23 protein-coding genes are annotated in these 25,702 nt (G+C 66.7%); 14 read left to right on the top strand and 9 right to left on the bottom strand.

The window, feature by feature from the left end; genetic code table 11:
• Positions 1-9: 9 nt before the first annotated feature.
• Complete coding sequence (locus IV113_RS05190; RefSeq protein ID WP_291081575.1) at positions 10-1,935, bottom strand: MFS transporter; 1,926 nt, start codon at positions 1,933-1,935, stop codon at positions 10-12.
• A gap of 215 nt (positions 1,936-2,150) precedes the next feature.
• On the opposite strand from IV113_RS05190, the gene IV113_RS05185 reads away from it, so the two are divergent.
• Positions 2,151-2,882, top strand: a complete 732-nt coding sequence (locus tag IV113_RS05185; RefSeq protein ID WP_291081573.1) for a helix-turn-helix transcriptional regulator — start codon at positions 2,151-2,153, stop codon at positions 2,880-2,882.
• A gap of 56 nt (positions 2,883-2,938) precedes the next feature.
• Complete coding sequence (locus tag IV113_RS05180) at positions 2,939-3,697, top strand: ProQ/FINO family protein (protein WP_291081571.1); 759 nt, start codon at positions 2,939-2,941, stop codon at positions 3,695-3,697.
• 15 nt (positions 3,698-3,712) lie between these two features.
• Here IV113_RS05180 and IV113_RS05175 read toward each other — a convergent pair whose 3' ends face one another.
• The 3 genes from IV113_RS05175 to IV113_RS05165 are packed head-to-tail and all read right to left on the bottom strand — an operon-like array spanning position 3,713 to position 7,057.
• Positions 3,713-5,020, bottom strand: coding sequence for an FIST N-terminal domain-containing protein (locus IV113_RS05175; RefSeq protein ID WP_291081569.1), 1,308 nt, complete (start codon positions 5,018-5,020; stop codon positions 3,713-3,715).
• 30 nt (positions 5,021-5,050) lie between these two features.
• On the bottom strand, positions 5,051-6,178 hold the full coding sequence (locus IV113_RS05170; protein WP_363318583.1) for a PhaM family polyhydroxyalkanoate granule multifunctional regulatory protein: 1,128 nt from the start codon (positions 6,176-6,178) through the stop codon (positions 5,051-5,053).
• A gap of 48 nt (positions 6,179-6,226) precedes the next feature.
• Positions 6,227-7,057, bottom strand: coding sequence for an enoyl-CoA hydratase/isomerase family protein (locus tag IV113_RS05165; RefSeq protein ID WP_291081622.1), 831 nt, complete (start codon positions 7,055-7,057; stop codon positions 6,227-6,229).
• Between the two features lie 175 nt (positions 7,058-7,232).
• On the opposite strand from IV113_RS05165, the gene IV113_RS05160 reads away from it, so the two are divergent.
• The 3 genes from IV113_RS05160 to IV113_RS05150 are packed head-to-tail and all read left to right on the top strand — an operon-like array spanning position 7,233 to position 8,482.
• Entirely contained in the window at positions 7,233-7,607 is a 375-nt protein-coding gene (locus IV113_RS05160) for a TraR/DksA family transcriptional regulator (RefSeq protein ID WP_291081567.1), read from the top strand.
• A gap of 34 nt (positions 7,608-7,641) precedes the next feature.
• Positions 7,642-8,019, top strand: a complete 378-nt coding sequence (locus tag IV113_RS05155) for a hypothetical protein (protein ID WP_291081565.1) — start codon at positions 7,642-7,644, stop codon at positions 8,017-8,019.
• 22 nt (positions 8,020-8,041) lie between these two features.
• Positions 8,042-8,482 (top strand): VOC family protein, encoded by a 441-nt coding sequence (locus IV113_RS05150; protein WP_291081563.1) that lies wholly within the window; start codon positions 8,042-8,044, stop codon positions 8,480-8,482.
• 107 nt (positions 8,483-8,589) lie between these two features.
• Here the strand turns inward: IV113_RS05150 and IV113_RS05145 are convergent, their stop codons facing one another.
• Positions 8,590-9,600, bottom strand: coding sequence for a fumarylacetoacetate hydrolase family protein (locus IV113_RS05145; RefSeq protein WP_291081561.1), 1,011 nt, complete (start codon positions 9,598-9,600; stop codon positions 8,590-8,592).
• Positions 9,601-9,759: 159 nt separating this feature from the next.
• On the opposite strand from IV113_RS05145, the gene IV113_RS05140 reads away from it, so the two are divergent.
• From IV113_RS05140 to IV113_RS05130, 3 genes are all read left to right on the top strand, one after another.
• Positions 9,760-10,641, top strand: a complete 882-nt coding sequence (locus tag IV113_RS05140) for an IclR family transcriptional regulator (RefSeq protein WP_291081559.1) — start codon at positions 9,760-9,762, stop codon at positions 10,639-10,641.
• Positions 10,638-11,894, top strand: a complete 1,257-nt coding sequence (locus tag IV113_RS05135; RefSeq protein WP_291081557.1) for a DUF3108 domain-containing protein — start codon at positions 10,638-10,640, stop codon at positions 11,892-11,894. The genes IV113_RS05140 and IV113_RS05135 overlap by 4 nt, the downstream gene beginning before the upstream one ends.
• 152 nt (positions 11,895-12,046) lie before the next feature.
• Positions 12,047-12,331, top strand: coding sequence for a DUF3567 domain-containing protein (locus IV113_RS05130; protein WP_069045105.1), 285 nt, complete (start codon positions 12,047-12,049; stop codon positions 12,329-12,331).
• 133 nt (positions 12,332-12,464) lie between these two features.
• Here IV113_RS05130 and IV113_RS05125 read toward each other — a convergent pair whose 3' ends face one another.
• Positions 12,465-13,544 carry an AbrB family transcriptional regulator gene (locus tag IV113_RS05125; RefSeq protein WP_291081553.1) on the bottom strand — a complete coding sequence of 360 codons (1,080 nt, stop codon included), beginning with the start codon at positions 13,542-13,544 and terminating at the stop codon, positions 12,465-12,467.
• Between the two features lie 55 nt (positions 13,545-13,599).
• On the opposite strand from IV113_RS05125, the gene IV113_RS05120 reads away from it, so the two are divergent.
• Positions 13,600-14,415, top strand: a complete 816-nt coding sequence (locus IV113_RS05120) for a ChaN family lipoprotein (protein ID WP_291081551.1) — start codon at positions 13,600-13,602, stop codon at positions 14,413-14,415.
• 9 nt (positions 14,416-14,424) lie between these two features.
• Here IV113_RS05120 and IV113_RS05115 read toward each other — a convergent pair whose 3' ends face one another.
• Positions 14,425-15,765 carry an aminotransferase class III-fold pyridoxal phosphate-dependent enzyme gene (locus IV113_RS05115; RefSeq protein WP_291081549.1) on the bottom strand — a complete coding sequence of 447 codons (1,341 nt, stop codon included), beginning with the start codon at positions 15,763-15,765 and terminating at the stop codon, positions 14,425-14,427.
• Positions 15,766-15,886: 121 nt separating this feature from the next.
• Here IV113_RS05115 and purU point away from each other — a divergent pair, with 121 nt between their 5' ends.
• Together purU and IV113_RS05105 are read left to right on the top strand one after the other, a co-directional pair.
• The gene (gene purU / locus IV113_RS05110) at positions 15,887-16,735 is read left to right on the top strand and encodes a formyltetrahydrofolate deformylase (RefSeq protein WP_291081547.1); all 849 of its coding nucleotides are present in this window, start codon (positions 15,887-15,889) and stop codon (positions 16,733-16,735) included.
• A gap of 115 nt (positions 16,736-16,850) precedes the next feature.
• The gene (locus IV113_RS05105; protein ID WP_291081545.1) at positions 16,851-17,723 is read left to right on the top strand and encodes a LysR substrate-binding domain-containing protein; all 873 of its coding nucleotides are present in this window, start codon (positions 16,851-16,853) and stop codon (positions 17,721-17,723) included.
• 179 nt (positions 17,724-17,902) lie between these two features.
• On the opposite strand, the gene IV113_RS05100 is transcribed toward IV113_RS05105, so the two are convergent.
• Positions 17,903-18,325 carry an Hsp20/alpha crystallin family protein gene (locus tag IV113_RS05100; protein WP_291081543.1) on the bottom strand — a complete coding sequence of 141 codons (423 nt, stop codon included), beginning with the start codon at positions 18,323-18,325 and terminating at the stop codon, positions 17,903-17,905.
• 173 nt (positions 18,326-18,498) lie between these two features.
• Here IV113_RS05100 and IV113_RS05095 point away from each other — a divergent pair, with 173 nt between their 5' ends.
• Genes IV113_RS05095 through IV113_RS05085 form a run of 3 tightly spaced genes read left to right on the top strand, consistent with a single transcriptional unit; the run spans position 18,499 to position 24,397 of the window.
• The gene (locus IV113_RS05095) at positions 18,499-20,001 is read left to right on the top strand and encodes an FAD-linked oxidase C-terminal domain-containing protein (protein ID WP_291081541.1); all 1,503 of its coding nucleotides are present in this window, start codon (positions 18,499-18,501) and stop codon (positions 19,999-20,001) included.
• 50 nt (positions 20,002-20,051) lie between these two features.
• On the top strand, positions 20,052-23,915 hold the full coding sequence (locus tag IV113_RS05090) for a PAS domain S-box protein (RefSeq protein ID WP_291081539.1): 3,864 nt from the start codon (positions 20,052-20,054) through the stop codon (positions 23,913-23,915).
• On the top strand, positions 23,912-24,397 hold the full coding sequence (locus IV113_RS05085; RefSeq protein WP_291081537.1) for a response regulator: 486 nt from the start codon (positions 23,912-23,914) through the stop codon (positions 24,395-24,397). Before IV113_RS05090 ends, IV113_RS05085 begins: the two co-directional genes overlap by 4 nt.
• A gap of 6 nt (positions 24,398-24,403) precedes the next feature.
• Here IV113_RS05085 and IV113_RS05080 read toward each other — a convergent pair.
• Positions 24,404-25,702 (bottom strand): carboxyl transferase domain-containing protein (locus IV113_RS05080; RefSeq protein WP_291081535.1); only part of this gene is annotated, 1,299 nt, incomplete at its 5' end.

Raw genomic sequence — 25,702 nt, 5'->3', positions numbered from 1 at the left:
TCACGGCGATCAGTCGATCAAGGTGGCGACCCGTTGGCGCAAGACATCCAGCGTCACCGCCGAGGCCGCGAGCGGACTGCCCACCTGAAGCCCGACACGGCTGAAGAATCCGCGGCGAAACGGCCTCACCATGGCCACCGCCTCCCCGTTGCGCACCTCGACCCGGCTGAAGTACGAGCCCCACAGGTTGCTCAGCCCCATCGGGATCACGCTCGGGTGCAGACCCTCGCGGTTGGCCATTTCCAGGATCTTCACCACGCCACCCTTGAAGGGCTGCAACTGGCCGTCGCGCGTGATGCCGCCTTCGGGGAAGATCGCGAGCAAGTCACCATCACGCAGCACCGCCACGGCGGCCTCGAACGCGGCCTCATAAGCCTGCGCATCTTCCTTTTGCGGCGCGACGGGAATGGCCTTGGCCAGCTTGAAGAGCCAGCCCAGCAGCGGCACCTTGAAGATGCGGTGGTCCATCAGGAAACGGATCGGCCTCGGGCTGGCGGCCATGAGCAGCACGGCGTCGACAAAGCTCACGTGGTTGCACACCAGCACGGCCGCGCCGTCTGTGGGAATGTGCTCGTCGCCCCGCACCTTGAAGCGGTAGACCAGGCGCGACGCGAACCAAGCCACGAAGCGCAGCAGGTACTCGGGGACCAGCATGAAGATGTAGAACGCCACCACCGCATTGGCCAGACCCACCAGCAGGAACATCTGCGGGATGGTGAAACCCGACGACAGCAAGGTGCCGGCGATGACGGCGCTGGCGATCATGAACAGCGCGTTGAGGATGTTGTTGGCCGCGATGATGCGGGCACGGTGCGTGGGCTGGCTGCGCATCTGGATCAAGGCGTACATGGGCACGCTGTACAGGCCGGCAAACAGACTGAGCAAGGTGAGGTCGGCCAGCACCCGCCAGTGGGCTGGCAGGGCGATGAACTCGCTCAAACCGAGCGCACTGGCGGGCGGCAGGCCGCTGGATGCGAAGTAGAGGTCGATGGAAAACACGCTCATGCCGATCGCGCCCAGCGGCACCAGGCCGATCTCCACATGGCGGCGCGAGAGCACTTCGCACAAGAGCGATCCGGTACCGATTCCGATGGAGAACACGATCAGCAGCAGCGAGGCCACCTGCTCGTCGCCGTGCAGCACCTCCTTGGCAAAGCTCGGAAACTGGCTGAGGAACACGGCGCCGAAAAACCACATCCAGCTGATGCCCAGCACCGAGCGGAACACCACCGTGTTGCCGTGCGCCAGCTTCAGGTTGCGCCAGGTCTCGGTGAACGGATTCCAGTTGATGGTGAGGCCGGGGTCCGTGGCCGGCGTGGCGGGCACCGCCTGAGCCGTGATGCGCCCGATCACCGCCAGCGCCACACAGCTGAAACCCACGTGGTGTGCACCGATCTCGGGCACCGCGATGATCAGGCCACCGGCCAGGTTGCCCAGCAGAATGGCCACGAAGGTGCCCATTTCCACCATGCCGTTGCCCCCCGTGAGCTCACGCTCGCTCAAGTGGTTGGGCAGGTAGGCGAACTTCACCGGGCCGAACAGTGTGGAGTGCAGTCCCATGAGGAAGGTGCACAGCAACAGCAGCGCAATGTTGGTGGTGAAGAACGCCCACGCGGCGAGCGCCATGATGCCGATCTCCAGCCGCTTGACGAAGACGATCAACGTCTTCTTGTCCAGCTTGTCGGCCAACTGGCCGCTGGTGGCCGAGAACAGCAGGAACGGCAGGATGAACAGCGCACCGATCACCAGCCCGGCGAGCGACGGCGGCAGCCAGCTCACCTGCAGCTGATACGTGACCAGCACGGTGAAGGCGAACTTGAACAGGTTGTCGTTGGCGGCGCCCAGGAACTGCGTCCAGAAGAATGGCGCGAAGCGGCGCTGGCGCAGCAGGGCGAACTGACCACCCTCGGCGGGGTGCGATGGGGACACGGACATGGTGGACTTCTCCTGTCGTTGTGGGGGCGGGTCTCAGCCCATTGCCGTGGGACGGACCGGCGCATTGTCACCGAGCCCGTGTTGGCTCAAGGCCCACGGTATCGGCACGGGCTGGCCGGAGTGTCCGTGCGCCTTCACCAGAAAGGATCGCTTTCCGATACAGTGGCCTGACTCAGATCAACTGGTATCGATCCTCAATACCAACGGCAAATCCCATGAGCACCACCACCGACCTCGTCACCGCGCTCAAGCACGAACTCAAGACCGCGCGCATGACCTACGCCGATCTGGCGCTGGCCATGGGCATGGCCGAATCGAGCGTGAAGCGCATGCTGGCCAAGGGCGACATGTCGCTCTCGCGGGTGGACGCGATCTGCCGCGCCCTGCGGCTGGACTTCGCCGACCTGGCGCGTCGCGTGGCGGACGCCCAGCCCCTCTTGCGCGAGATGACGCAGGAGCAGGAGCGCGCGGTGGTGGCCGACAAGAAGCTGCTGCTGGTGGCCATCTGCGTGCTGAGCCAGTGGACGCTGGAGCAGATCACGGCGCACTACCGCCTGAACGAGGCCGACTGTGTGAAATGCCTCGCCCAGCTCGACCGCATCGGCATCATCGAGCTGCGCCCGCTCAACCGCTACCGCCTCAAGCTGGCCAAGACCTTCCGCTGGCGCCCGCACGGCCCGGTGATGAACTTCTTCCGCGACCACGCGCTGCTCGACTATTTCCGCGGCGGCTTTGACGGCACCGGCGAGGGCCTGATGCTGGTGCACGGCTCGGTGAGCCGCACCCTGGCGCCCATGTTCATGGAGCGGCTGCAGCGCGTGGCGCAGGACTTTGCGCAACAACACCAGACCGACCAGAAGCTGGCCGAGAAAGACCGCGAGGGCTACACCCTGGTGCTGGCCATGCGCAGCTGGGAATTCGAAGCCTTTGGCCAACTGCGACGCTGAAGCGGTCCGGCTGGCATGATGTCGGGCTTTGCTCGAACGCCTGAATGCAGGAAACCATGAATCCGAACGCCTCCGAACCCACCGACGCTGCAGCGACGGCTCCCACCGAATCCAACACCGGGAACCGCCCACCGGGCCGCGGCGGACGCAACCGCCGCGGCCCGGCGCCACAGCGCGCGCAGCAAGGCGGTGCCAACCCGCCCGCGGGGACCGCTCCCTCTCGGCACCACCCCATGCTCGACCAGCTCGCCCAGCTCTACCCGGCGCTGTTTGGTGAAGTGTTTCTGCCCATGAAGCGCGGCATCTTCCAGGACCTGCTCGACGCGCACCCCGACGCGCTGGACAAGGACGGTCTGAAAGCCGCACTGGCCCTGCACACGCGCTCCACCCGCTACCTCACTGCGGTGGCCAGCGGCCAGCCACGCTGCGACCTGAGCGGCCAGCCGGTGGAAGACCTCGCTCCCGAGCACGTGCACCACGCGCTGGTGGAGGTGTTTCGCCGTCGCCAGGGCCGAGCACCACAAGACCTGCGGCCCAAGTTGCGCCAGCGCATAGAGCAAGCGTTTGAAGCCTCGGGCCTGGGTGCCGAAGCCTACGCCGCGCTGGTGCAGACGCGCGACGAAGCCGTCAATGCGCTGACCCAGGAAGCGCTGGACGCGGTGGTGAGCCGAGCGGCCAAAGACGCGGCGTTGCTGCGCGCGTTTGAAGCGAGTGGCAAGACGGTTGAGGAGTTTGCCGACATGTACGGCATGGGCGTGGCGGACGCGAACCGCACACTGGAGCGGGCGCGGGCCCGAGCGGTCAAACCGGCTTGAGCGTCGGCTGATGCGTCAAGGTGCCGGCATCGTGAAGACGGTCAGCACGCCGGTGTAGCCATACAGCCGGTGGTGCGCGATCTCGCCACCGGCAAAAAACCCCACCAGCGGCACGTCGCCCAGGGCGCGTCGCACCACCTGCAGCTCGGCACTGGGGCTGCCGAAATGCGGGCCACCGCGGCCCGCGCAGCTGACATAAATGGCGCCCGCGATGCGCCGCGCCGGGTGGGGCGCGGCCTCCGCTTCCGCCGCGGTCAGGGCGCTGGCCATCGACAGACTGAGCTCTTCGGGTTCCAGCTCTTCGCGCACCTCGGAGCACACCCGGACCAGGTCGGCCCGCGCGGCCTGCACGTTGCGCTCGCAGAACGCCAGCCGAGTGCCCTCGGGTGCCACATCGCCAATGGCCACGCCCCGGCGGCCCGGGTCCAGGCCGATCAGGTGCCTCACCATGACCTCGGCGCCGAACTGCCCGCGCAGCTGCGGGCCACTGGCCGGCAGCACGATGTCGACATCGGGGTGGGGCTGCGTCAGGCCCACCAGCGTGGCGCGCAGGCGCGGCATGGCCAGCTCGGGTTGCTCCAGCGAAATGTCGAGTTCCCGCAGCAGCACGTCCAGCGCGGGTTCGCCGTCCAGCTGCAGCACGAGGTTGCCGTCGGAGGCGGTGACCGTGCGCTGCCGGTCCACGGGCTGCGCGCCCTGCGTCACGCGCGAGACGATGCCCACGTCGGACCCGAAAGCCACGCCGCTCAAGCCCCCGTGAAACACGCCGCTGGCGGCACCATGACCACTCAGATTGCCCGCGCTGCCGAGCGAGAACTGCACGCTCTGCCCACGGCTGCCGGCCAGCCCACCGAACACGTAGCCGCTGGTGGTGCGGTCCGCCACTTCGGCAATCAGCTCATTGAGCTCGGGGGTGCTGCCATCGGCGTGCACCAGCGCGGTGTGGGCCACGAAGCCCGCAGTGCCCGCCGCGCGGCCGCTGGCCGAGAGCGGCGCCACGCCGCTGAACACGCGGTATTGGTCAGGACTCAGGTCACACAGCATCACACTGAGCGCGGGCTCGTCGAAATACTCGACGTTGTTGGCCGACACGCCCACCCCCACCGTGCCCGCCCAGTCGGTCACTTCCGGCAGTTCCGCGCTAAGGTGCTCGAGGATGGCCTGGGCCTCGGTGGCGTAGTGATCGGTGATGTAGAGCAGCGCCAGCGCGGGCGCCTTGGCGTAGTCGGGCAAGGCCATCTGGCCGCGCAGCTGCGCCAGCACCAGGGCGGCGGCCATGCGCCATTGCGGATGGGTGGCGTGGGCGTAGGGAAAGAGTTTCATGGGGATACGACCCACCAACGCTGTCCAGGTTCAACGTCGGCGAGTGGATTTGGCCGCCGCGGTCTTGCGGGCAGCGGGTTTCGGGGTGGCGGCCTTGCTGGACCCGCCTTTCTTGGTGGCGGCCTTGCTGGACCCGCCTTTCTTGGCGGCGGCCTTCCTGGGCCTGGCCGTCGGTGCAGCGGGCTGCAACGCGGCAAAGCCGGGGAAGAACGCCGTGGGCATGGTCCAGTCGCCTGCGGCCATGGGCTGCGCCGATGGCGCGCGCGCCGGGGCCTGGGCCGCTGGGGCACGGGTGGGCGCCTTTTTGGCTGCAGGGCGAGGCGCCGCCTTTTTCGCAGGCGCCGTGACGGCCCGTGCCGCTGCGCGGCCCATGCCGGCGGCGGTGCCCACGTTGCGAGCCACCGTGCCACCGATGCTGCGCGCGGCCTTGCCTGCCATGCCGGTGGCGGCCTTCACGGCCTGGTCGGTCAATCCCGAGGCCACCTGGCGCGTGGTGTCCCGCGCGGTCTGTTTGGCCACGTCCTTCATGGCGTTGCTGGCAATCTGCTGGAACTGCTGCGAGATCGCACCCCACCACTGCATCGGGTCGACCACGCCGCCTGAAGCCGGGGCGGGTGTTGTGACGGTCGAGGGGCGGACCTTGCTCTTGCGTGCGGGTTCGGGCGCCGGCTCGGGTTCGGCCATCTCTTCGTCCTCGGCCTCCTCGTCGGGTTCGGCCGCGGGGGCGTTGCCGTAAGTGCGCTCCGGAATCTCGAGCCCCGCGAACTGGGCACCCGGTGTGGCTGGCGCTGCGCCGGTGAAGCTGGCCAGCGTGTCGGCCGCCTTGATCTTGAGCGCGTTGGCGACATCGCCCATGCTGAAGTTCATGCTCTTGAGCGTGGACAGCGTCATCTTCTGCACTTCAAGCGCCTGGATGGTGGCACCCAGCGCCTTGGAATTCTGGTCGAGCCAGAAGTGCACCGCCTTGAGTTCCTCGATGCGTTTTTCGAGGTCCTCCACGTTGAAGGTGGGGGCGACCCAACTGCCGAGGTTGGGCAACTGCGGGATGTTCTGCCCGATGCCCTGCGCCACCCCCCCGGCGGCCTGGCCTGCGAGGTTTTGCAGGAACTCGAAACCGGGCACGAACTTGCCGAATCCGCTGCTGGGCGCGTCGCTCATGGGTGTCTCCTGTGGATGGGTCAGGGGCGAGTGCCGTGCTGCCGGTTCTCAGCCGTCCACGCCGTAGCGGGGAGCGCGGCGTTCACGCAAGGATGCCACACCTTCGCGCACATCGGGGCCGGCAAACCCCATGAATTCGAGCGCCAGCGAGGTGTCGAACGCGGGGCCGGCCTGGCGCAGCCAGTTGTTGAGCGAGTACTTGGTCCAGCGGATCGCGGTCTGGCTGCCGCTGGCCAGCCGGTCGGCCACTTCAAAGGCCTTGTCGTTCAGTTGATCGTCGTCCACCGCGAGCGACACCAGCCCGATGCGCTCGGCCTCTTCGCCGCTGATGGGGTCGCACAGCAGGAGGTAGTACTTGGCCTTGGCCAGCCCGCACAGCAGCGGCCAGACGATGGCCGCGTGGTCCCCGGCGGCCACGCCCAGGCGCGTGTGGCCGTCGACGATCTTGGCGCTCTTCGCGGCGATCGAGATGTCGGCCAGCAAGCCGGCCACCAGGCCCGCGCCCACGGCCGGGCCGTGCATCGCGCTCACGATCGGCTTGTCGCAGTTGATGACGTTGTAGACCAGATCACGCGCCTCTTTCCACACCCGCGTGCGCACCTCGAAGTCGGTCGCCATGTCCTGCACCAGCGCGAGATCACCACCGCCCGAAAACCCCAGGCCACTGCCGCGCAGCACGGCGCAGCGCACGCTGTCGTCGCGTCCCACGTCGCGCCAGATCTCGCTGAGTTCCCAGTGACCCTCGTGCCCGGCGGTGGGCAGCTTGCCATTGCCGCCGGGGCCGTCGGCGCGCATCTGGATGTCGAGCACCGAGGGCACGCCGCCCACGGCGGGGCCACGCCGGGTGATGGCCAGGGTCTGGTAACGGCTGTAATCCACGGTGGTCATCAGGGTCTCCTCGGGGAATCGGGTTATGAATCAGGGACGCGTCGCGCACCCTGGCGTTCGGGCCATTGTGATTGACGTGCATCAAGGCACCACGGCACCGAAAGGCGCACCATGGAACAACACAAAGGGTCGCCGCACGATCCACATTTTTCCCGAGGAGAACCGAATGACAGCCCACATTTCCGACACCTTCGCCGCCCAGCTCCAGGAGATGCGCACCGATGTGCTTGCGCAATTGCGCGCCCAGCACGGCGGCGCGATGAGCCGGGCCGAATCGGCCGCCGAAGCACTGGGCAACGCCAGCGACGATCAGTCCCAGGCCAACACCGAGCGCGAACTGTCCTTCACCCTGGAAGAACGCGAATCGGCCGAGCTGATCGCCATCGACGCAGCGCTCAAACGCATCGCCGACGGCAGCTTCGGTCTGTGCGTCGACTGCGGCGTGTCCATCCCCGCGTCGCGCCTGCACGCCAACCCTACTGCCATGCGCTGCATCGACTGCCAGACAAAGCTCGAAAAAACCGAGAGCGACCGTCTCTGAACGCCCGAACCCTCCCTTCGCGAGAAACCCCTGCATGACCACTTTTCACGCCATCGTCTGGATCGACCACAGCGAAGCCCACGTTCTGATGTTCGACCGCGAGCATGTCGAGGCGCAGCGCGTCAAGGCGCGCAGCCAGCACACCCCCAAGCACGGCAACCCCACGGCCGACAAAGACTTCTTCAACGAAATCGTGCAGGCACTCGACGGTGTGAGCGAGGTGCTGCTGACCGGCCCGGCCAACGCCAAGCTGGAATTCCGCGACCACTGCAAGCACCATGCGCACGCGGTGGACAAGGCGGTGGTCGACGTGATCAACAGCGACCACCCAAGCGACGCCCAACTGGTGGCCATGGCGCGCACCTACTTCCTGAAGTTCGACCAGACAGCGACCGATCCTACGCAGCGCTGAGCCGACTCGGTATGCTCAAGGCATGAGCCAACCAGCCACAACCCTGTCCACCCGAAGCCTGTTCCATTTTGCGTTCCACGTGCGTGATCTGGACGCAGCGCGCCGCTTCTACGGCGGCGTGCTCGGTTGCACTGAGGGTCGCAGCACCGACACCTGGGTCGACTTCGATTTTTTCAGCCACCAGATCTCGCTGCACCTCGGCGAGCCGTTCAAGACCACACGCACCGGGCGGGTGGGTGACCACCTGGTGCCCATGCCGCACTTCGGTCTGGTCTTGTTGTTGCCCGAATGGAAAGCGCTCGCAGAGCGCCTTCAGCAAGACGGTGTCGAATTCGTGCTGCCGCCGCAGGTGCGCTTTGAAGGGCAACCCGGCGAGCAATGGACGATGTTCTTCTGCGACCCCTTCGGCAACCCGATCGAGGTCAAAGGGTTTGCGTCGCTCGCGCAGGTGTACGCAAGCTAGAAGGCTCCCCCGCCGCGCTGCGCGCGACTCACCAACCCCGCTGTCGAAGGGCTTTGGGGGCGGATCGTGGGAGGGCTTCGACAAGCTCAGCCCGAACGGAGAAAAGCTCAGACCTGCAGTGGGGAAATCTTCTGGTCGATCGCGCCAAAGATCGACTGCCCATCCTTGCCCTTCATCTCGATGCGGATGGTGTCGCCGAACTTCATGAAGGCGGTCGACGGCTGACCGTCGAGGATGGTTTCGATCGCGCGCTTCTCGGCGATGCAACTGTAGCCCTTGGGCCATTCCTTGCGGCCGTCCACCTCCACGCTCTTGTTGCTCACCGTGCCGCTGCCCACGATGGAGCCGGCGCGCACATTGCGCGTCTTGGCGATGTGGGCGATCAGCTGGCCGAAGTGGAAGGTCATCTCGGGACCGGCTTCGCACATGCCGACCTTGCGGCCGTTCCAGGTGCTCTGCAGCGTGAGGTGCACGCGCCCGCCCTGCCAGGCGTCGCCCAGTTCGTCGGGCGTGATCGCCACCGGGCTGAACGCGGTGGCCGGCTTGCTCTGGAAGAAACCGAAACCCTTGGCCAGCTCGGCCGGAATCAGGTTGCGCAGCGACACATCATTGGCCAGCATGAGCAGGCGGATGCCGTCCAGCGCCTGCTCGGGCGTGGCACTCATGGGCACGTCGCCAGTGACCACCGCGATCTCTGCCTCGAAGTCGATGCCGAAGTCTTCGCTGGGCACCAGCACGTCGTCGCACGGACCAATGAAGTCGTCGCTGCCGCCCTGGTACATCAGCGGGTCGGCGTAGAACGACTGCGGCACCTCGCTGCTGCGCGCCGCGCGCACCAGCTCCACGTGGTTGATGTAGGCCGATCCGTCGGCCCATTGGTAGGCCCGCGGCAGCGGCGCCATGCACATCGCAGGATCAAACGGAAATGCATGGCGCGCCTTGCCCTGGTTGAGGGTGACGTAGAGGTCGTGCAACTGGGGGCTGATGAAGTTCCAGTCGTCCAGGGCCTGCTGCAATTTGTGCGCAATGCCGGTCGCATAATGCGCCGTGCTCAGGTCGCGCGAGACCACGACGAGCTGTCCGTCGCGCGAGCCGTCCTTGTAGGTGGCGAGTTTCATGAGAGTCTCCTGCTAGTTACGTTTAGTGAAATCGATTAACCTATTCGTAAAGACAGGATTCTAGGCGATGACCCGGGAACGCGGGCACCTGGCTTCAATCGGACACACATCGCGTTGAACCTGTCTGTCCGCCGACCCTCCTACTGTTCCACGCCGCCCATGTCCACCGCCCAACGCAACACCCTCACCACCCCAGCCGTCAGCGATGCGGACGACGAAGAGCCGCAGCGCGCGGGCATCCAGTCGGTGGAAGTGGGCTTCGAGTTGCTCAACGCCTTGTCGGAAGCCCCGGGCGCGCTGATGCTGCGCGACCTGGCCGCCGCCGCCGGCATGAGTGCCGCCAAGGCGCACCGCTACCTGGTGAGCTTCCAACGCATGGGTCTGGTGGTGCAGGACCCGGTGAGCACCCGTTACGACCTCGGCCCGGCCGCGCTGCGCCTGGGCCTGGCCAGCCTCTCGCGCATCGACGCGGTGAAGCTGGCGCGCGAGCGGCTGGACGCCTTGATCAACGAGACCGGTCACACCCTGGCCATCGCCGTGTGGGGCAATCAAGGCCCGACCATGGTGCACTGGATCGAAGCGCCACAGACCGTGCCGGTCACCCTGCGCCTGGGTGACGTGATGCCGCTGCTCACCTCGGCCACCGGCCGCTGCTTCGCCGCCTTCATGGGTAACGAGGGCCGCGACGCCCAGCGCATCGGCCCCATGGTGCGCGACGAACTGGCCCGCCTGAAGAAACTGCCGCGCAGCGGCCTGCCGCTGGTGGACGTTCCCCACACGCTGGCAGACGTGCAGGCCCTGCTGGACGAGACCCGCCGCCATGGGCTGGCCCGCGTGGTGCACAGCTTGCTGCCCGGCGTGGGCGGCTTCTGCGCACCGGTGTTCGACGCACAGGGCCACCTCGCGCTGGGCCTGGTGGTGCTGGGCTCGGTGGCCACGCTGGACACCGAGTGGTCGGGTGCCCCCGCCCATGCCGTGCTCAGGAGCGCGCGCCAGCTCAGCGCCGATCTCGGCCACCGATCACCCGCCCTCAGACCATGACGCCGCTGCGCACACCTGCACCTGCACCGCGCTGGCCCACCCTCGTCGCGCTGATTGCAGCCGTGCTGGGCGTGCACGTGGCGTTGCTGCTGGGCCCGCTGCCCTGGACATCCGCGGCGGCAACGTCCACCCCCGTTCAGTTCGCGGCGGCAACCCTGCCGGCCGACCGCAGCGACGGTGCATCGGCAGCGCCCCCTGCTTCCAATCTGCCGATGGCCCGCGTGAGCACCGTGCGCTGGATCGTGCCGGCGGTGGTCATTCAACCCGCCGCTGCCCCCGTGCCCAGACCGTTGCCACGCCCGACACCGCTGGTCCGTCCCGCAGCGCCGAAACAGCAAGTCCCACCCGCCCCACCCACACAGATCGCAGTGGAGGAACCCGCGGTGGAAGCGGTTGCTCTGGACGCAGCGCCGGCCGACGCAGTCACCCCACCCGCCAAGCCGGTGGAACTCACGGAGTCCATCGCCCCTGAACCGGCACCAGCGCCAGCGCCAGCCCCAGAACCAGCGACTGAAGAGGCCGCGCTCAATGAGCCCGCCGCAGCGCCCGATGAGGAATTGCTCGCCGCCGCAGCCGTGAAAAAGCGTGCCGCGCCTGCAGCCGCTCGCGCCTTGCCACCGGCACAGCCTCCCGCGAGCACCCGGCTCGACTACGCCGTGACCGGCCGCGTCAAGGGCATCGCCTACAACGCCGAGGGCAAGCTGGACTGGACGCTGGCCGACGGCCGGTACAGCGCCCGCATGGAAATGCGTGTGTTTCTGCTGGGCAGCCGGGTGCAGACCAGCACCGGACGGGTGGGCCCCCAGGGCCTGATCCCCGAGCGCTTCGCCGACAAGAGCCGCAGCGAAAAGGCGGCGCATTTCGAGAGCGAGCAGAACCGCATCCGCTTCAGCAACAACGCACCCGAGGCCGTGCTGCGACCCGGCGCGCAAGACCGCCTGAGCCTGTTCCTGCAGATCGCCGGCCTCCTGCAGGCGCGCCCGCAGGCCTACGCGAGCGGGCAGACGATCGAGATGCAGGTGGCTGGCACCGGTGAGGCGGACATCTGGCGCTTCAAGGTGGGCGATGAAACCACGCTGGCGCTTCCCGCAGGCGAGATGCGTGTCAGGCAGCTGGTGCGCCTGCCGCGCAAGGAATTCGACAGCACGGTGGAAATGTGGCTGGCGCCCGACCTGCAGCACCTGCCGGTGCGCCTGCGCGTGACCCAGTCCAACGGCGACGTGGCCGACCAGCAACTCAGCCGGATGCCTTAGCCCTTGCACTTCATTTGTGCCCAAAAACACACGCATCTTGAAACAGGACTGAACGTTGCCATGTAAAGAGCACTCAGAACTTCAAGACCGCCAACTTTTGCCGATATAAGAGACATTGGAAGCCGGTTTTACCAACACAAGGAATTTCAGTCATGAACATGCTCTACGACTCGGATGCCTTCGCTGTGGTCCACATCCTGGCCAACGCACCGGCAGAAGGTGAAGACACTTCCGCGCAAGGTCCGCAGATTCCCCGCCACGGCTTCGAAATCGTGGACAAGCGCTCGGGCAAAGAGGTCTACCTCGACGGCTCCTGGGCCGAGATGTTCCAGATCCAGATCACCGCCTGGCAACAAAGCACCCCTTCGCAGGAAGAGGTGGAAGACACGCTGGAAGGTTATGCCGAGTTGGCTCAGATGCCGGTGGTCATGCACTAGAAGAGTTCCCCCCGCGCCGCGCCTGCGGCGCGTCACCCCTCAGGGGGCAACATCTGCGGCCCGGCAAAGCCGGTTCCGCGATGTTCTTGAACAAGGCACGTTGCTCCAAAAGCCCGGTTTTCACCGGGCTTTTTCATGTCTGCCGGTAGCGCCAGCGGTACACCGGCTCGGCCAGCACCAGCACCGCCACCAGACGGCAGACCTGGAAGGCGGTGACCACGGGCACGCCGAGCTGCAGCACCTTGGCGGTGATGGCCATTTCGGCGATACCGCCGGGGGCGGTGCCCAGCAGCAGGGTGGCGGGGTGCAGGCCGGTGGCTTTGGACAACACCCAGCCGAACAGCGCGCAGATCGCCATCATGAAAAAGCTGGCAAACGCCACCGAGGCCAGCCAGCGAGGCGCCGTGTGCACAAACGCGGGCGTGAACCGCACCCCCAGACTCACGCCGATGACCAGCTGGGCCGCGTTGGACAGCGGTTGCGGAATGGCGGACAGGGTGACGCCCGAGAGCGTGACCCCCATGGTGACGACCAGCGCGCCCATGAACCACGGGTTGGCGCGGCCCAGCCACTGCATCACCAGTGCTCCGACCAGCGTGAGCCCGGTCAGCGCGAGCAAACCGGTGGGATGCACTTCGCGCAATCCCAGCGTGAGTGTGTCCAGACCACTCACGCCCCAGAACTGCAGTGCAAACGGGATGGTGAGGGTGACCAGCAGCACGCGCAGGCTGTGGGCGGCGGCCACGAGGTCGGTGCGCGCGCCCTGGCGCTCGGCGATCAGCGTCATTTCCGACGCCCCGCCGATGGCCCCGGCGAAGTAGGTGGTGCTCAGCAACTGCGCAGGCGTGAGGTGCGCCAGGTGCCCCGCATGCAAGCGGCGCAGCCAGGCGCCGAAGCCCAGACCCAGCAGCAGCGCCCAGGCGATGCCCAGCGTGATCGCCCACCACAGGCTGGCCACCAGCGCACCCACCGCCGGTGTGAAATACAGACCCAGCGCGGTGCCGATCACCCATTGCCCCGTGTTGCGAAACGGCGCCCAGCTCTCGGTCGGCACGCCCAGCACCGAGACCAGCGAGGTCGCCAGCAGCGGACCGATCATCCAGGGAATCGGCGTGCGCAACCACACGCACAAGAGCGCGGCAGCAAGGGCGAGCAACAGGGTGAGGACGACGCGCCGCCACGAGGTGGGGCCGAAGGCGGGCAAGAGAGGCACTCGGGTACTGGTGTGATGCACCCGCCACGACCGGCGGGCCACGTAGTATCCATGCATGACCTGTCGATCCGCTGTCGCACTGGCCGTGAGCGTGGCCCTGCTGAGCGCCTGCGCTCACCAGCCGCCCACCACGGTGCCCGCCCTGCTCGAACGCGTGATGCCCACCCCGGTGCTCATGCTCGGCGAACAGCACGACGCGCCCGAGCACCAGGCGCTGCAGCGTGATGTGGTGCTGTCGCTGGGCGCGCGCGGTCAGCTCGGTGCGCTGGTGATGGAGATGGCCGAGCAAGGCCGCCAGACCACCGGCCTGCCGGCAGACGCCAGCGAAAGTCGGGTGCGTGATGCGCTCAACTGGACCGACGACGCCGCCACCGGCTGGCCCTGGGCCATTTACGGCCCGGTGGTGATGGCCGCCGTGCGCGCCGGCGCACCGGTGCTCGGTGGCAACCTGCCGCGCAGCCAGATGCGCGCGGCCATGGGCAACACAGCGCTGGATGACCGCATCAGCAGCACGGCGCTGAAAGAGCAGCGCGAAGGCATCCGCAGCGGCCATTGCGACCTGCTGCCTGAGGGGCAGATCGCGCCGATGGCCCGCGTCCAGCTGGCGCGCGACGAAGCCATGGCCCGGACCACCGTGCAGGCGGTTGAACAGGCAGGCTCCGGCAAGACGGTGGTGCTGGTGGCCGGCAACGGCCACGTGCGGCGCGACCTGGGTGTGCCGCTGTACCTGCCCAAAACGCTGTCGCACCGCGTGGTGATGGCGCAGGCCGGAACGCCCAAGGCGGCCACGCCAGCGGACGCAGTGTGGCTTACACCCGCACAGCCACCGCGCGATTACTGCGCCGAACTGCGCCAGCAGTTCAAGCGCTGACGAGCAAGGTCAGGCAGCGCGTTTAATTGCGTCGGACAGGGTGCCGACCATGGTCTCGATCTGCCCGCGCTCGACGATGAAGGGCGGCGCGAGCACGAGGTTCTCGCCTGCGTTGCGCACCAGCACGCCCCGGTGGTAGCAGTCCATGAACACATCAAAGGCGCGCTTGCCGGGCAGGCCAGCGATGGGTGCGAGCTCCACCGCGGCGGCCAGCCCCAGACTGCGGATGCCGATCACGTTGGGCAAGCCCATGAGCGCGGCGTGCATCGCGTCGCCCAGCACCAGGCCCATCTCGCCGGCGCGTTCGAACAGCTGCTCTTCGCGGAACAGATCGAGCGTGGCGATGGCCGCCGCACACGCCACCGGGTGGCCCGAGTAGGTGTAGCCGTGGAAGAACTCGATGGCGTGCTCCGGCGCACTGCCGTGCGCGCCCATCATGGCGTCATAGATGCGGTCGGTGCAGATCACGCCACCGAGCGGGAACACGCCGTTGGTCACGGCCTTGGCGAAGTTCAACATGTCGGGCTGCACGCCGTAGTAGTCCGACGCGAAGGCGGTACCGAGGCGGCCGAAGCCGGTGATGACCTCGTCGAAGATCAGCAGGATGCCGTGCTTGTCGCAGATCTCGCGCAGGCGCTTGAGGTAGCCCTGTGGCGGCACGTACCAACCGGCGCTGCCCGCCACCGGCTCCACGATCACGGCCGCGATGTTGCTCGGGTCGTGCAGCGGCAGGATGCGGTTTTCCAGCTCCAGCAACAGGTCTTCGTCCCACACCGGCTCGGTGTTGTGCACGTAGGCGTGTTTCACCGGGTCGTGGATGAAGCGCAGGTGGTCCACGCGCGGCAGCAGGCTGGTGCCGTAGACCTTGCGGTTGGCCGGGATGCCGCCCACCGACATCCCGCCAAAACCCACGCCGTGGTAACCGCGCTCGCGGCCGATGAAGACGTTGCGGTGACCTTCGCCGCGCGCGCGGTGGTAGGCCAGCGCCACCTTCATCGACGTGTCGGCCGCTTCGCTGCCGGAGTTGCAAAACAGCACCTTGTTCAGGTCGCCCGGCGCCATGGCGGCGATCATCTCGGCGGCGCGGAAGGCCTTGTCGTTGCTCACACTGAAGGCCGTGCTGTAGTCCAGCGTGTCGAGCTGCTTCTTGATGGCTTCGTTGATGGGCTTGCGGTTGTGACCCGCTCCCACACACCACAGGCTGGAGATGCCGTCGATGACCTGGCGGCCGTCGTGCGTGGTGAAGTGCATGCCGTCGGCCGCCACGAAGATGCGCGGGTCCTTGGCGAAGCTGCGGTTGGGGGTGAAGGGCAACCACTGGTTGTCCATGCGAAGGTCGTTGTAGGCCATGGCGGCGTCTCCGGCGCAAGAATGAAGCCGGAATTGTGGCACCGGCATCGCCCCGCAGGGGCTCCACTGGCGGGGCCTGGCGCAGGCCCACCCGGGAGCTTGCTGCGACAATCGGCCCGCCATGAACCACACCCACGTCCTCACCCTCTCCTGCCAGGACCGCCCCGGCATCGTGCACGCCGTCTCCGGTTTCCTGTTCGAACACGGCGGCAACATCGAAGAAGCCGCGCAGTACAACGACCACGCGACCGGCCTGTTTTTCATGCGGGTGCAGTTCGCATGCAGCCAGCTCACGCAGGAAGACCTGCTCGTGCGCCTGAAGCTGTTCGCCGAGCCGTTCGGCATGCGCTGGAGCCTGCACCCGCTGGCCGAGCCGGTGCGCACGGTGATCTTCGTGAGCAAGGAAGGCCACTGCCTCAACGACCTGATGTTCCGCTGGAAGAGCGGCCTGCTGGCACTGGACATTCGCGCCATCATCAGCAACCACCGCGACTTCTACCAGCTCGCGGCCAGCTACAACGTGCCCTTCCACCACATCCCGGTGACCGCTGCGACCAAAGCGCAGGCCGAGGCGAAGCAGCTCGACATCATCCGCACCGAAGGCGCCGAGCTGGTGGTGCTGGCGCGCTACATGCAGGTGCTGAGCAACGACCTGTGCCGCGAACTGGCGGGCAAGGCGATCAACATCCACCACAGCTTCCTGCCCAGCTTCAAGGGCGCCAAGCCCTATTACCAGGCGCATGACCGTGGCGTGAAACTGATCGGCGCGACCGCCCACTACGTGACGGCCGACCTTGACGAGGGCCCGATCATCGAGCAGGACGTGGCCCGCGTGGACCACACCGACACGGTGGAAGACCTCACCGCCCGGGGGCGCGACACCGAGAGCCAGGTGCTGGCGCGTGCTGTGAAGTGGCACAGCGAACACCGTGTGCTGCTGAACGGACACAAGACCGTCGTATTCAAATGAATGTGGCCCCCACGCTCCGCCGCTGCGCGGGTCGCTGCCCCCCGAGGGGGCTGAGCCGCCTTGGGAGCGGCCCGGCGGCGGCTCGGCTCTCCCTCCGGCTGGGGCGCTGGCGCGCATGACCATCAGGATTCCGCCGATCCAGTGTCTGTTGACCTTCGAGGCACTGGCGCGTTTGCGCAGCGTCACGCAGACGGCGGACGAGCTCAATGTGACCCCCAGTGCGGTGAGCCACCGCATCAAGCAACTGGAACAGATCCTGGGCACCAAACTGTTCGGGCGGGCCGACTTCTCTCTCACCACCGAAGGCAGCGAATACCTCGCCCATGTGCGCGACGGTCTGACCACGCTGCAGAAGTTTCCCAGCAACGCCGCGGCGCCGGGCCGGCGCAAGCTGCGCGTGGCCGTCACGCCGACCTTTGCGCGTTCGGTGCTGCTGCCGCGCCTCAAACAGTTCAGCGACGCCTACCCCGAGATCGACCTCACGTTGCAGGTGAGCATTCCGCTGCTGGACGTGGTGGCCGAAGACGCCGACCTCACCGTGCGTTTCGGCACCGGTCGCTACGCCGATGTGGAACACGTCTGCCTGATGAAGGACGAAGTGACGCCGCTGGCCTCACCCGCGTTCGTGCGCGAACACGGCCCGTTCGAGAGCGTGCAGGACCTCGAAGGCGTGCCGCTGTTGCGCAGCCCGCTGGAGCCCTGGCGCACCTGGTTCGCCGCACACGACCTCGACTGGCCCGAACCCAACGAAGGCTCGCAGTTCAACGACATCGGCCTGATGTGCGACGGCGCCGCTGCGGGCATGGGCGTGGCCCTGGTGCGGCTCAAACTGGCCGCGCCCTGGCTGGAGCACGGCACCCTGGTGCCGCTGTACAGCCGTCACGTGCCCAGCCCGCACGCGCACTACCTGTGCTGGCGCACCGGCACGATGGACCGGTGGGAGTGCGCGGCGTTTGCCGAGTGGCTCAAGAAGGCCACAAGCCAATAGCCAAAGCCGAGACAGATCCGGCGCCGGGCCGCCCCAAGCCGGATCAGCCCCCTCGGGGGGCAGCGACCCGCGCAGCGGCGGAGCGTGGGGGCATGAAGATCCGGCGCCGGGCCGCCCCAAGCCGGATCAGCCCCCTCGGGGGGCAGCGACCCGCGCAGCGGCGGAGCGTGGGGGCACAGTCACTCGATCGTGAGGCGTTGACCTGCGGTTGGCAGCTTTTTCGGCAACGTCAGTTGCAATACGCCGTTCTCGTACTTCGCCTTGGATGTCGCGTTGTCGATGTCCTGCGGGAGCTGGAAGCTGCGCGACACTGCGCCGTAAAAGCGCTCGCTGCGCAGCAGCTTTTCACCGTCGGACTGGCTGTCCTGCTGCTTGATTTCGGCGCGCAGCGTGACCACCGGGCCGTCAATCGTCACGTGAATGTCTTCTCGCGACACACCAGGCACCTCGGCTTCCACCGCGTAGGCGTCCGGCGTTTCCTTCACGTCGATCTTGATCTGCGCGGGCAATCCTTCGCCGTGCAGGGGCTTGACGTAAAAGCCGGGGGCGACGTCCTTGAAAAAGTCGTCAAACAAATGGTTGCGGGCGATCAAACGGTTCATCACAAAGCTCCTGAAAAGAGGGGTTGAGCAGTCGCGCCCAAGGGCGCTTTTCGGTGCTCTTCAATTGATGCCGCCTGCCGGAAATTTCAAGAGGGCTGCAAGTTTCCTCAAACCACAGACGGGGCGTTGTCCTAAACTGAACCAGCCACCCTGCAGTCCATTTCGAGCCCGCCATGAACGCACCCGCCTCCCCCGCCCAGGTCACCCAGCTCCAGCGCGCCGCGCGCCAGGCCGAGGTGGTGCGTGCCCTGCAGGCCGTGGTGCCTGCTCACGCGCTGCTCTGGCAGGCCGAAGACACGGTGCCCTACGAGTGCGACGGCCTCACCGCCTACCGCGAGCGCCCGTTGGTGGTTGTGTTGCCCGAAACCGAAGACCAGGTGGCCGCCGTGCTCAAGGCCTGCCATTCGCTCGACGTGCCGGTGGTGGCGCGTGGCGCGGGCACCGGCCTCTCGGGTGGTGCCATGCCGCACGCCCTGGGCGTCACGATGTCGCTGGCCAAGTTCAACCGCATCCTGAAGATCGACCCGCGCTCGCGCACGGCGGTGGTACAGGCTGGCGTGCGCAACCTCGCCATCTCCGAAGCCGCTTCGCCGCACGGCCTGTACTACGCGCCCGACCCGAGCAGCCAGATCGCCTGCACCATCGGCGGCAACGTGGCGGAGAACTCCGGCGGCGTGCACTGCCTCAAATACGGTCTGACGGTGCACAACGTGCTGCAGGTGCGCGGCTTCACGGTGGAGGGCGAGCCCATCACCTTTGGCGGGGAGGCGCTGGACGTGCCCGGCTTCGACCTGCTCTCGCTCGTCATCGGCAGCGAAGGCATGCTGGCCGTGACGATCGAGGTCACCGTGAAACTGGTGCCCAAGCCGCTGCTGGCGCGCTGCATCATGGCCAGCTTCGACGACATCCGCAAAGCCGGCGACGCGGTGGCCTCGGTGATCGCGGCCGGCATCATCCCCGCCGGCCTGGAGATGATGGACAAACCCATGACAGCCGCGGTGGAGGACTTCGTGCACGCGGGCTACGACCTCGACGCGGAGGCCATCCTGCTGTGCGAGAGCGACGGCACGCCCGAGGAAGTGGAAGAAGAGATCGGCCGAATGATCGCGGTGCTGCGCGGCTGCGGCGCGACCGCCATCGCGGTGAGCCAGGACGAGGCCGAGCGCCTGCGCTTCTGGAGTGGTCGCAAGAACGCCTTCCCGGCCAGTGGGCGCATCAGCCCCGACTACATGTGCATGGACTCCACCATCCCGCGCAAGCGCCTGGCCGACATCCTGCTCGCGATCGCCGAGATGGAGAAAAAGTACGGCCTGCGTTGCGCCAACGTGTTCCACGCCGGCGACGGCAACCTGCACCCGCTGATCCTGTTCGATGCGAACGATGCCGACCAGTTGCACCGCTGCGAGCTCTTCGGCGCCGACATCCTGGAGACCAGCGTGGCCATGGGCGGCACGGTCACCGGCGAGCACGGTGTGGGCGTGGAGAAGCTCAACAGCATGTGCGTGCAGTTCTCGCCCGAGGAAAACGAGCAGATGTTCAGCGTGAAGCGGGCTTTTGATACCAAATCGCTACTGAATCCGGGCAAGGTCATTCCCACCCTGCAACGTTGTGCTGAGTACGGAAAAATGCTGGTGCGCGGCGGGCAATTGGCGCACCCGGAACTGCCCCGCTTCTGAGGGTCAAATATCACGTTCGGCGGCGTGCCCCCTGGGGTACAGTTGGCTCGATGAGCGCTCTCTTCCCTCCGAAAGACAGCCGTCCTGATGCGAACCGACCCGAGGCAACGATCTCGGCCCGAGAGCGGGCGCTGCTGTTGGAGATCGAGACCCTCAAGGCGGAAAACCTGCATCTGCGCAAGAACTACGCCCAGTACATGGGCGGCAGCCTGCATGAAGGCTCCTCCAGCGATGTGAGTGTTCCCGCCGATCTGCCCCTGTCGCTCGAACTGGCGCTCGATGCGGACAAAGGCTCGCCCGTGGCGGCCGCACACCTCGAATACGAGGCCCTCTTTGCCGCACTGGGCAGCGCGTTCCCCATCGGCATCTTCCGCACCGACCAGGCCGGCGTGCTCACCCATGTCGACGCCCGACTGCAGCAGATCTTCGCGCTGGGCAAACACGACTTTCCGAACTTCGGCTGGCTCGACCGCGTGCATCCCGACGATCTGCCGCAGGTACAGGAACACTGGATTCGCGGCATCGCCACGGGCGAAAGCCTGAGCGTGGAGTTCCGGCTGATCCGGCCGGGCAACGAAGTGGTGCACGTGCTGGCGCGCAATTCACCGCTGCGCGACGAGCACGGCAACGTGACCAGCCAGCTCGGCTTCATCCAGGACATCACGCCCATGCGTGTGCTCGAAGCCGAAGCGCGCATCAAGGACGAGCTGAACCGCCAGATCATTGCCAGCAGCCCCGACTGCACCAAGGTGCTCGACCTCGAGGGCCGGGTGGTGCAGATGACGGCGCAAGGTTGCCGTCTCCTGGAGGTGGAGGATTTCGAGCAAGTGCGCATGGGCGCATGGGCCGACTGGTGGCCCGATGATGGCGTGCTGCTGTCTCTGGAGGCGATCGAATCGGCCCGCCGCGGCGAGAGCTCAAGGTTCGTGGCTTACGGCCCCACCTTCAAAGGCACACCCAAGTGGTGGGACACCGTGGTCACGCCGATCTGCGACGCCCATGGCGAGCCGGTGATGCTGCTGGCGGTCTCGCGCGACATCACCGAACAGCACTTGCAGCAGGAGAGCATTCAGCGCTTCAACGCCGAGCTGGAAAGCGCCGTGCAGCAGCGCACCGAAGAACTGGCCGTGGCCAAGGACCGGATCCACTCTGCGTTGCGAGAGGCCCAGATCGCCTACAACCAGGCGCCCTGCGGCTACCACTCGGTTGACGCCAACGGTCTGTATGTGCTGATCAACCAGACCGAACTCAACTGGCTCGGCTATGAGAGCCGCAACGAGGTGGTGGGCAAGAAGCACTTTCGGGACCACGTGCAGCCCGCCTACCTCGCTGAAGTGCTGGAGCGCCTGCAACGCCTGCTGCGTGGCGAGACACTGGAAGCCGCCGAGATCGGCATGCTGCGGTGCGACGGCACGGGCTTCATCGCCCTGCTCAACACCACCGCGGTGCACGATGCCGAGGGGCGCTTCCTGCGCACGAACAACACGCTGGTGGACATCACCGAGCGCAAGGCGGCTGAAGTGGCTCTGGCGGCGCAACGCAATTTCCTGCAGACCGTGGCCAGCAGCGTGCCGGTGCAACTGGCGTTCTTCGACCGCGACCTGATCTGCCGCTTTGCCAACGCCAGCTACGCGCGCTGGCTCGATGGTTCACCCGACAAGCTGGTGGGTCAGCACCTGAGCCGCATTGCACGAAGCCAGGACTTTGAAGCGGCACGCCCGCGCCTGGAAAGCGCGCTCGCCGGCGTTGCACAGCGTTTCGAGGGTGAACGCGTGTTCCCGGACGGCACGGTGTTCTACGCCAGCATCGACTACACCCCATACTGGCACGACGGGGCCGTGGCGGGTCTGTTCATCCAGATGCTCGACATCACCGAGCGCAAGGCGTCGGAAGATCTGGTCAGCCATGCGAACTGCCAGCTCAATCAGGCACTGAGCCAGGCACAGGCCCTTTACAACCAGGCACCCTGCGGCTACCACTCGCTCGATATCCACGGCACCTTCGTGTCGGTCAACGACACCGAACTGGGCTGGCTGGGCTACAGCCGCGACGAGGTGGTGGGCAAGATGGACTTTCGCGATTTCATTCCGGCCGCGGACGTGCCGCTGCTCGAAGCCCGGATGCGCAAGATCGTCAAGGACGACGCGCTGGAAGGGGTCGAATACCAGATGCGCCGCCGCGATGGCAGCACCTTCCACGCGCTGCTGTCCTCGTCGGCGGTACGCGACAAGGACGGGCGTTTCCTGCGCAGCAACACCACCGTGGTGGACATCACCCACCGCAAGGCGGCCGAGAACTCCCTGCGCGACAACCAGCGCTTCCTGCAGACGATCACCGACCATGTGCCCGGCCTGATCGCCTACCTGGATGCAGGGTTGCGCTTCCGTTTTGCCAACGCGGAGCACCTGCGGGTCTACGGGATGGACCCGGTGCGCATCCTGGGCCAGCACATCGGCGACTGCATCGCCCCCGAAATCTGGGCTGACACAAAACCGCGCATGGAAGCCACGCTCGCGGGGCAGGAGCAGAATTTCACCACCTGGCGCCCCACGGCCGATGGCAAACACATCTTCGTCAGTGCCCGCTATCTGCCCGACGTGCGCGAGGGCAAGGTCCAGGGCCTGTTCGTCCAGATCGTCGACATCACCGATAGCAAGCTCATCGAAGAGCGGGTCAGCAACCTCAACGAAGAACTCGAGCAGCGCATCCGCGAGCGATCGGCGGAATTGCTGGAGGCCGAGCAGCGTTTCCGCCTGATGGTGGACAACCTGCGCGACTACTGCATCTTCTTCATGGACGCCGACGGGCTCATCACCGACTGGACCGACAGCGCCCAGCGCATGGACGGCTACTCACCCACCCAGATGCTCGGCCGGCACTACGGCGTGCTGTTCGATCCGGCCAACCCCGAGCACGGGCGGGTCCGCGCCGACCAGATGCTGCGCCTGGCCGCCTCGCGGGGCCAGCACGAGCTGCACAATTGGCACACCCGCAAGGACGGCACCCAGTACTGGTCGCACTCGGTGCTGATTGCCCTGCGAGACGACAGTGGCGAGCTGCGCGGCTTCGCCAAGATCAACCGCGACATGACCGACGCCAAGCGGCTCGACGACCTGATGCGCAACATCAATGACGAGCTGGAAAACCGTGTGGTCGAGCGCACCGAGCAGCTGCTCTCGGCCAACAAAGACCTGGAGTCCTTCTCGTATTCGGTGTCGCACGATCTGCGCTCGCCGCTGCGCCACATCTCCAGCTTCGTGAGCCTGCTGGAAGAACACATGGGAGGTCAGTGCGACGAGGTGAGCGCCCGCTACCTCAACACCATTGGCAACTCTGCCCGTCACATGAGCCAGCTCATCGACGGCCTGTTGGCGTTCTCGCGCCTGGGCCGGGCGGCGGTCAATGTGACGCCGGTGGACTTCCAGCTGCTGGTCGAAGCGGTGGTGGCCCAGCTCGGGCACGACACCGAAGGACGCATCGTCGACTGGGTGGTTGCCCCCGACTTGCCCGTGGTGCAGGGCGACGCCTTGTTGCTGCGAGAGGTGTGGGCCAACCTGTTGGGCAACGCCTACAAATACAGCCGGCCACGTGAACGATCGCGCATCGAGGTGGGCTGGAGCGTCGACCCGGTGGTGGGCTACACCTTCTTTGTCCGTGACAATGGTGTGGGTTTCGACACAAAATACGCGCAGAAGCTGTTTGGCGTGTTCCAGCGATTGCACCGCGCCTCGGAGTTTGAAGGCACAGGCATCGGACTGGCGCTCACAAGGCGCATCATCGAGCGGCACAGCGGCAGCATCTGGGCCGAAAGCGAACTCGGTGTCGGCAGCGTTTTCTACTTCTCCCTACCTTTTGAGGGCCCTGGTTTTTCGGACTCCATCCTGGACTCGATGCCTGCCCCCCTGGAATCATGAGCAAAAACGCCGACGCGATTCTTCTGGTCGAGGACAACCCCGACGACGCCGAGCTGACCAAGCTGGCCCTGTCGCGCCACGGCCTGGACGGGAGGGTGACCCACGTCTCCGACGGCATGCAGGCGCTGGACTACCTGTACCGGCGCAACGGCTTCACCAACCGATCCGGCAGCAACCCCGTTCTTGTGTTGCTCGACCTCAAGATGCCCTTGCTCGACGGCATCGGCGTGCTCAGGGAAATCAAGGGCAGCGACCTGTTGCACAACATCCCGGTGGTGGTGCTCACCTCTTCCACCGAGCCGAGCGACCTGCTGCGGGCCTACGACGCCGGCACCAACGCCTACATCGCCAAGCCGACCGAGTTCTCCCAGTTCCTCAGTGCCATGAAGCACGTGTGCGAGTTCTGGATCAACATCAACCAGACCGCGCCACAAACCGTCAACGCGACGGTGCGCAACACCGGCTTCGGCGACCTCATCTGAACCTGTTCACCAGGTGTCGATGAAGCGGGCGGTCAACGGCTCTGCCACCTTTGCGCCGGCCAGCCCCCGCACCAGCCAGTGGCGGGTTTGAGCGGGATCGATCACCGCATCGATCTCCAGCGTGGTGGCCATCTGCTCGGCCGATCCCTTGGCGTACTGCTCGGCCACCAGCCGTTCGTACAGCGCGTCACGCTCGGCGCCTTCAGCCGCGGCCTGCAACTCCTTGCGGTAGCCCAGACGCACGGCGCCCTCCAGCCCCATGGCGCCAAACTCACCCGTAGGCCAGGCGACGGTGAACACCGGCGCGTGAAATCCGCCAGCCGTCATGCCCATGGCACCCAGGCCGTAGCCCTTGCGCAGCACCACACTGAAGAAGGGCACGCGCAGCTGAGCCGCCACCACGAAGAGCCGGCTCACGTGTCGCACCTGTGCCCGCGCCTCCATGGCCGGCCCCACCATGAACCCCGGCGTGTCGACCAGGCTCACGATCGGCAGGCCGTGCGCGTTGCACAGCTGCATGAAGCGCGCGGCCTTGTCGGCCGCGTCCGCGTCGATGGCGCCACCCAGGTGCAGCGGGTTGTTGGCCATCAAACCCACGGCACGGCCCTCGATGCGCGCGAGCGCCGTGTGGATGCCCGCACCAAAGCCGGTGCGCAGCGGCAGCAGGCTGCCCTCGTCGACCAGCCCCTGCATCACGGTCCGGGTATCGTAGGCACGCAGGCGGTTCTCGGGCACGGCGTCGCGCAAGGTCTGCGCTTCTGGCGCGGTCCAGTCGGACGTGCGCCCCTGAAAGAAGGACAGGCAATGCCGCGCTGCCACCACCGCCTGCGCTTCGTCGTCCACCAGCACATCGATCACGCCGTTGGCGTGCTGGATGTCGCTCGGGCCGATTTCCTCGGGTCGGAAACTGCCCAGCCCGCCGCCCTCCACCATCGCCGGACCGCCCATGCCGATGTTGCTGCCCCGCGTGGCAATGATCACGTCGCTGCAGCCGAGCAGCGCGGCATTGCCCGCAAAGCAGCGCCCCGCCACGATGCCGATCACCGGTACCTGGCCGGACAGGCGGGCGAAGGCGGCAAACGTGCCCACATGCAGACCCGCCACGATGGGCATGTCGGTGTCACCAGGCCGCCCGCCGCCGCCCTCGGCGAACAGCACCACCGGCAGTTTCTGGCTCAGCGCGATGCCCAGCAGGCGGTCGGTCTTCTGGTGGTTGCGCATGCCCTGGGTGCCGGCCAACACGGTGGCGTCGTAGGCCATGACGACGGTGCGCGATCGCTCCGGGCCACAATCCGCCGCGTTGAC

Origin of the sequence: Hydrogenophaga sp. (assembly GCF_018780385.1) — a bacterium.
Taxonomy (GTDB): Bacteria; Pseudomonadota; Gammaproteobacteria; order Burkholderiales; family Burkholderiaceae_C; genus Hydrogenophaga.
This window is presented reverse-complemented; position numbering and strand designations above follow the sequence as displayed.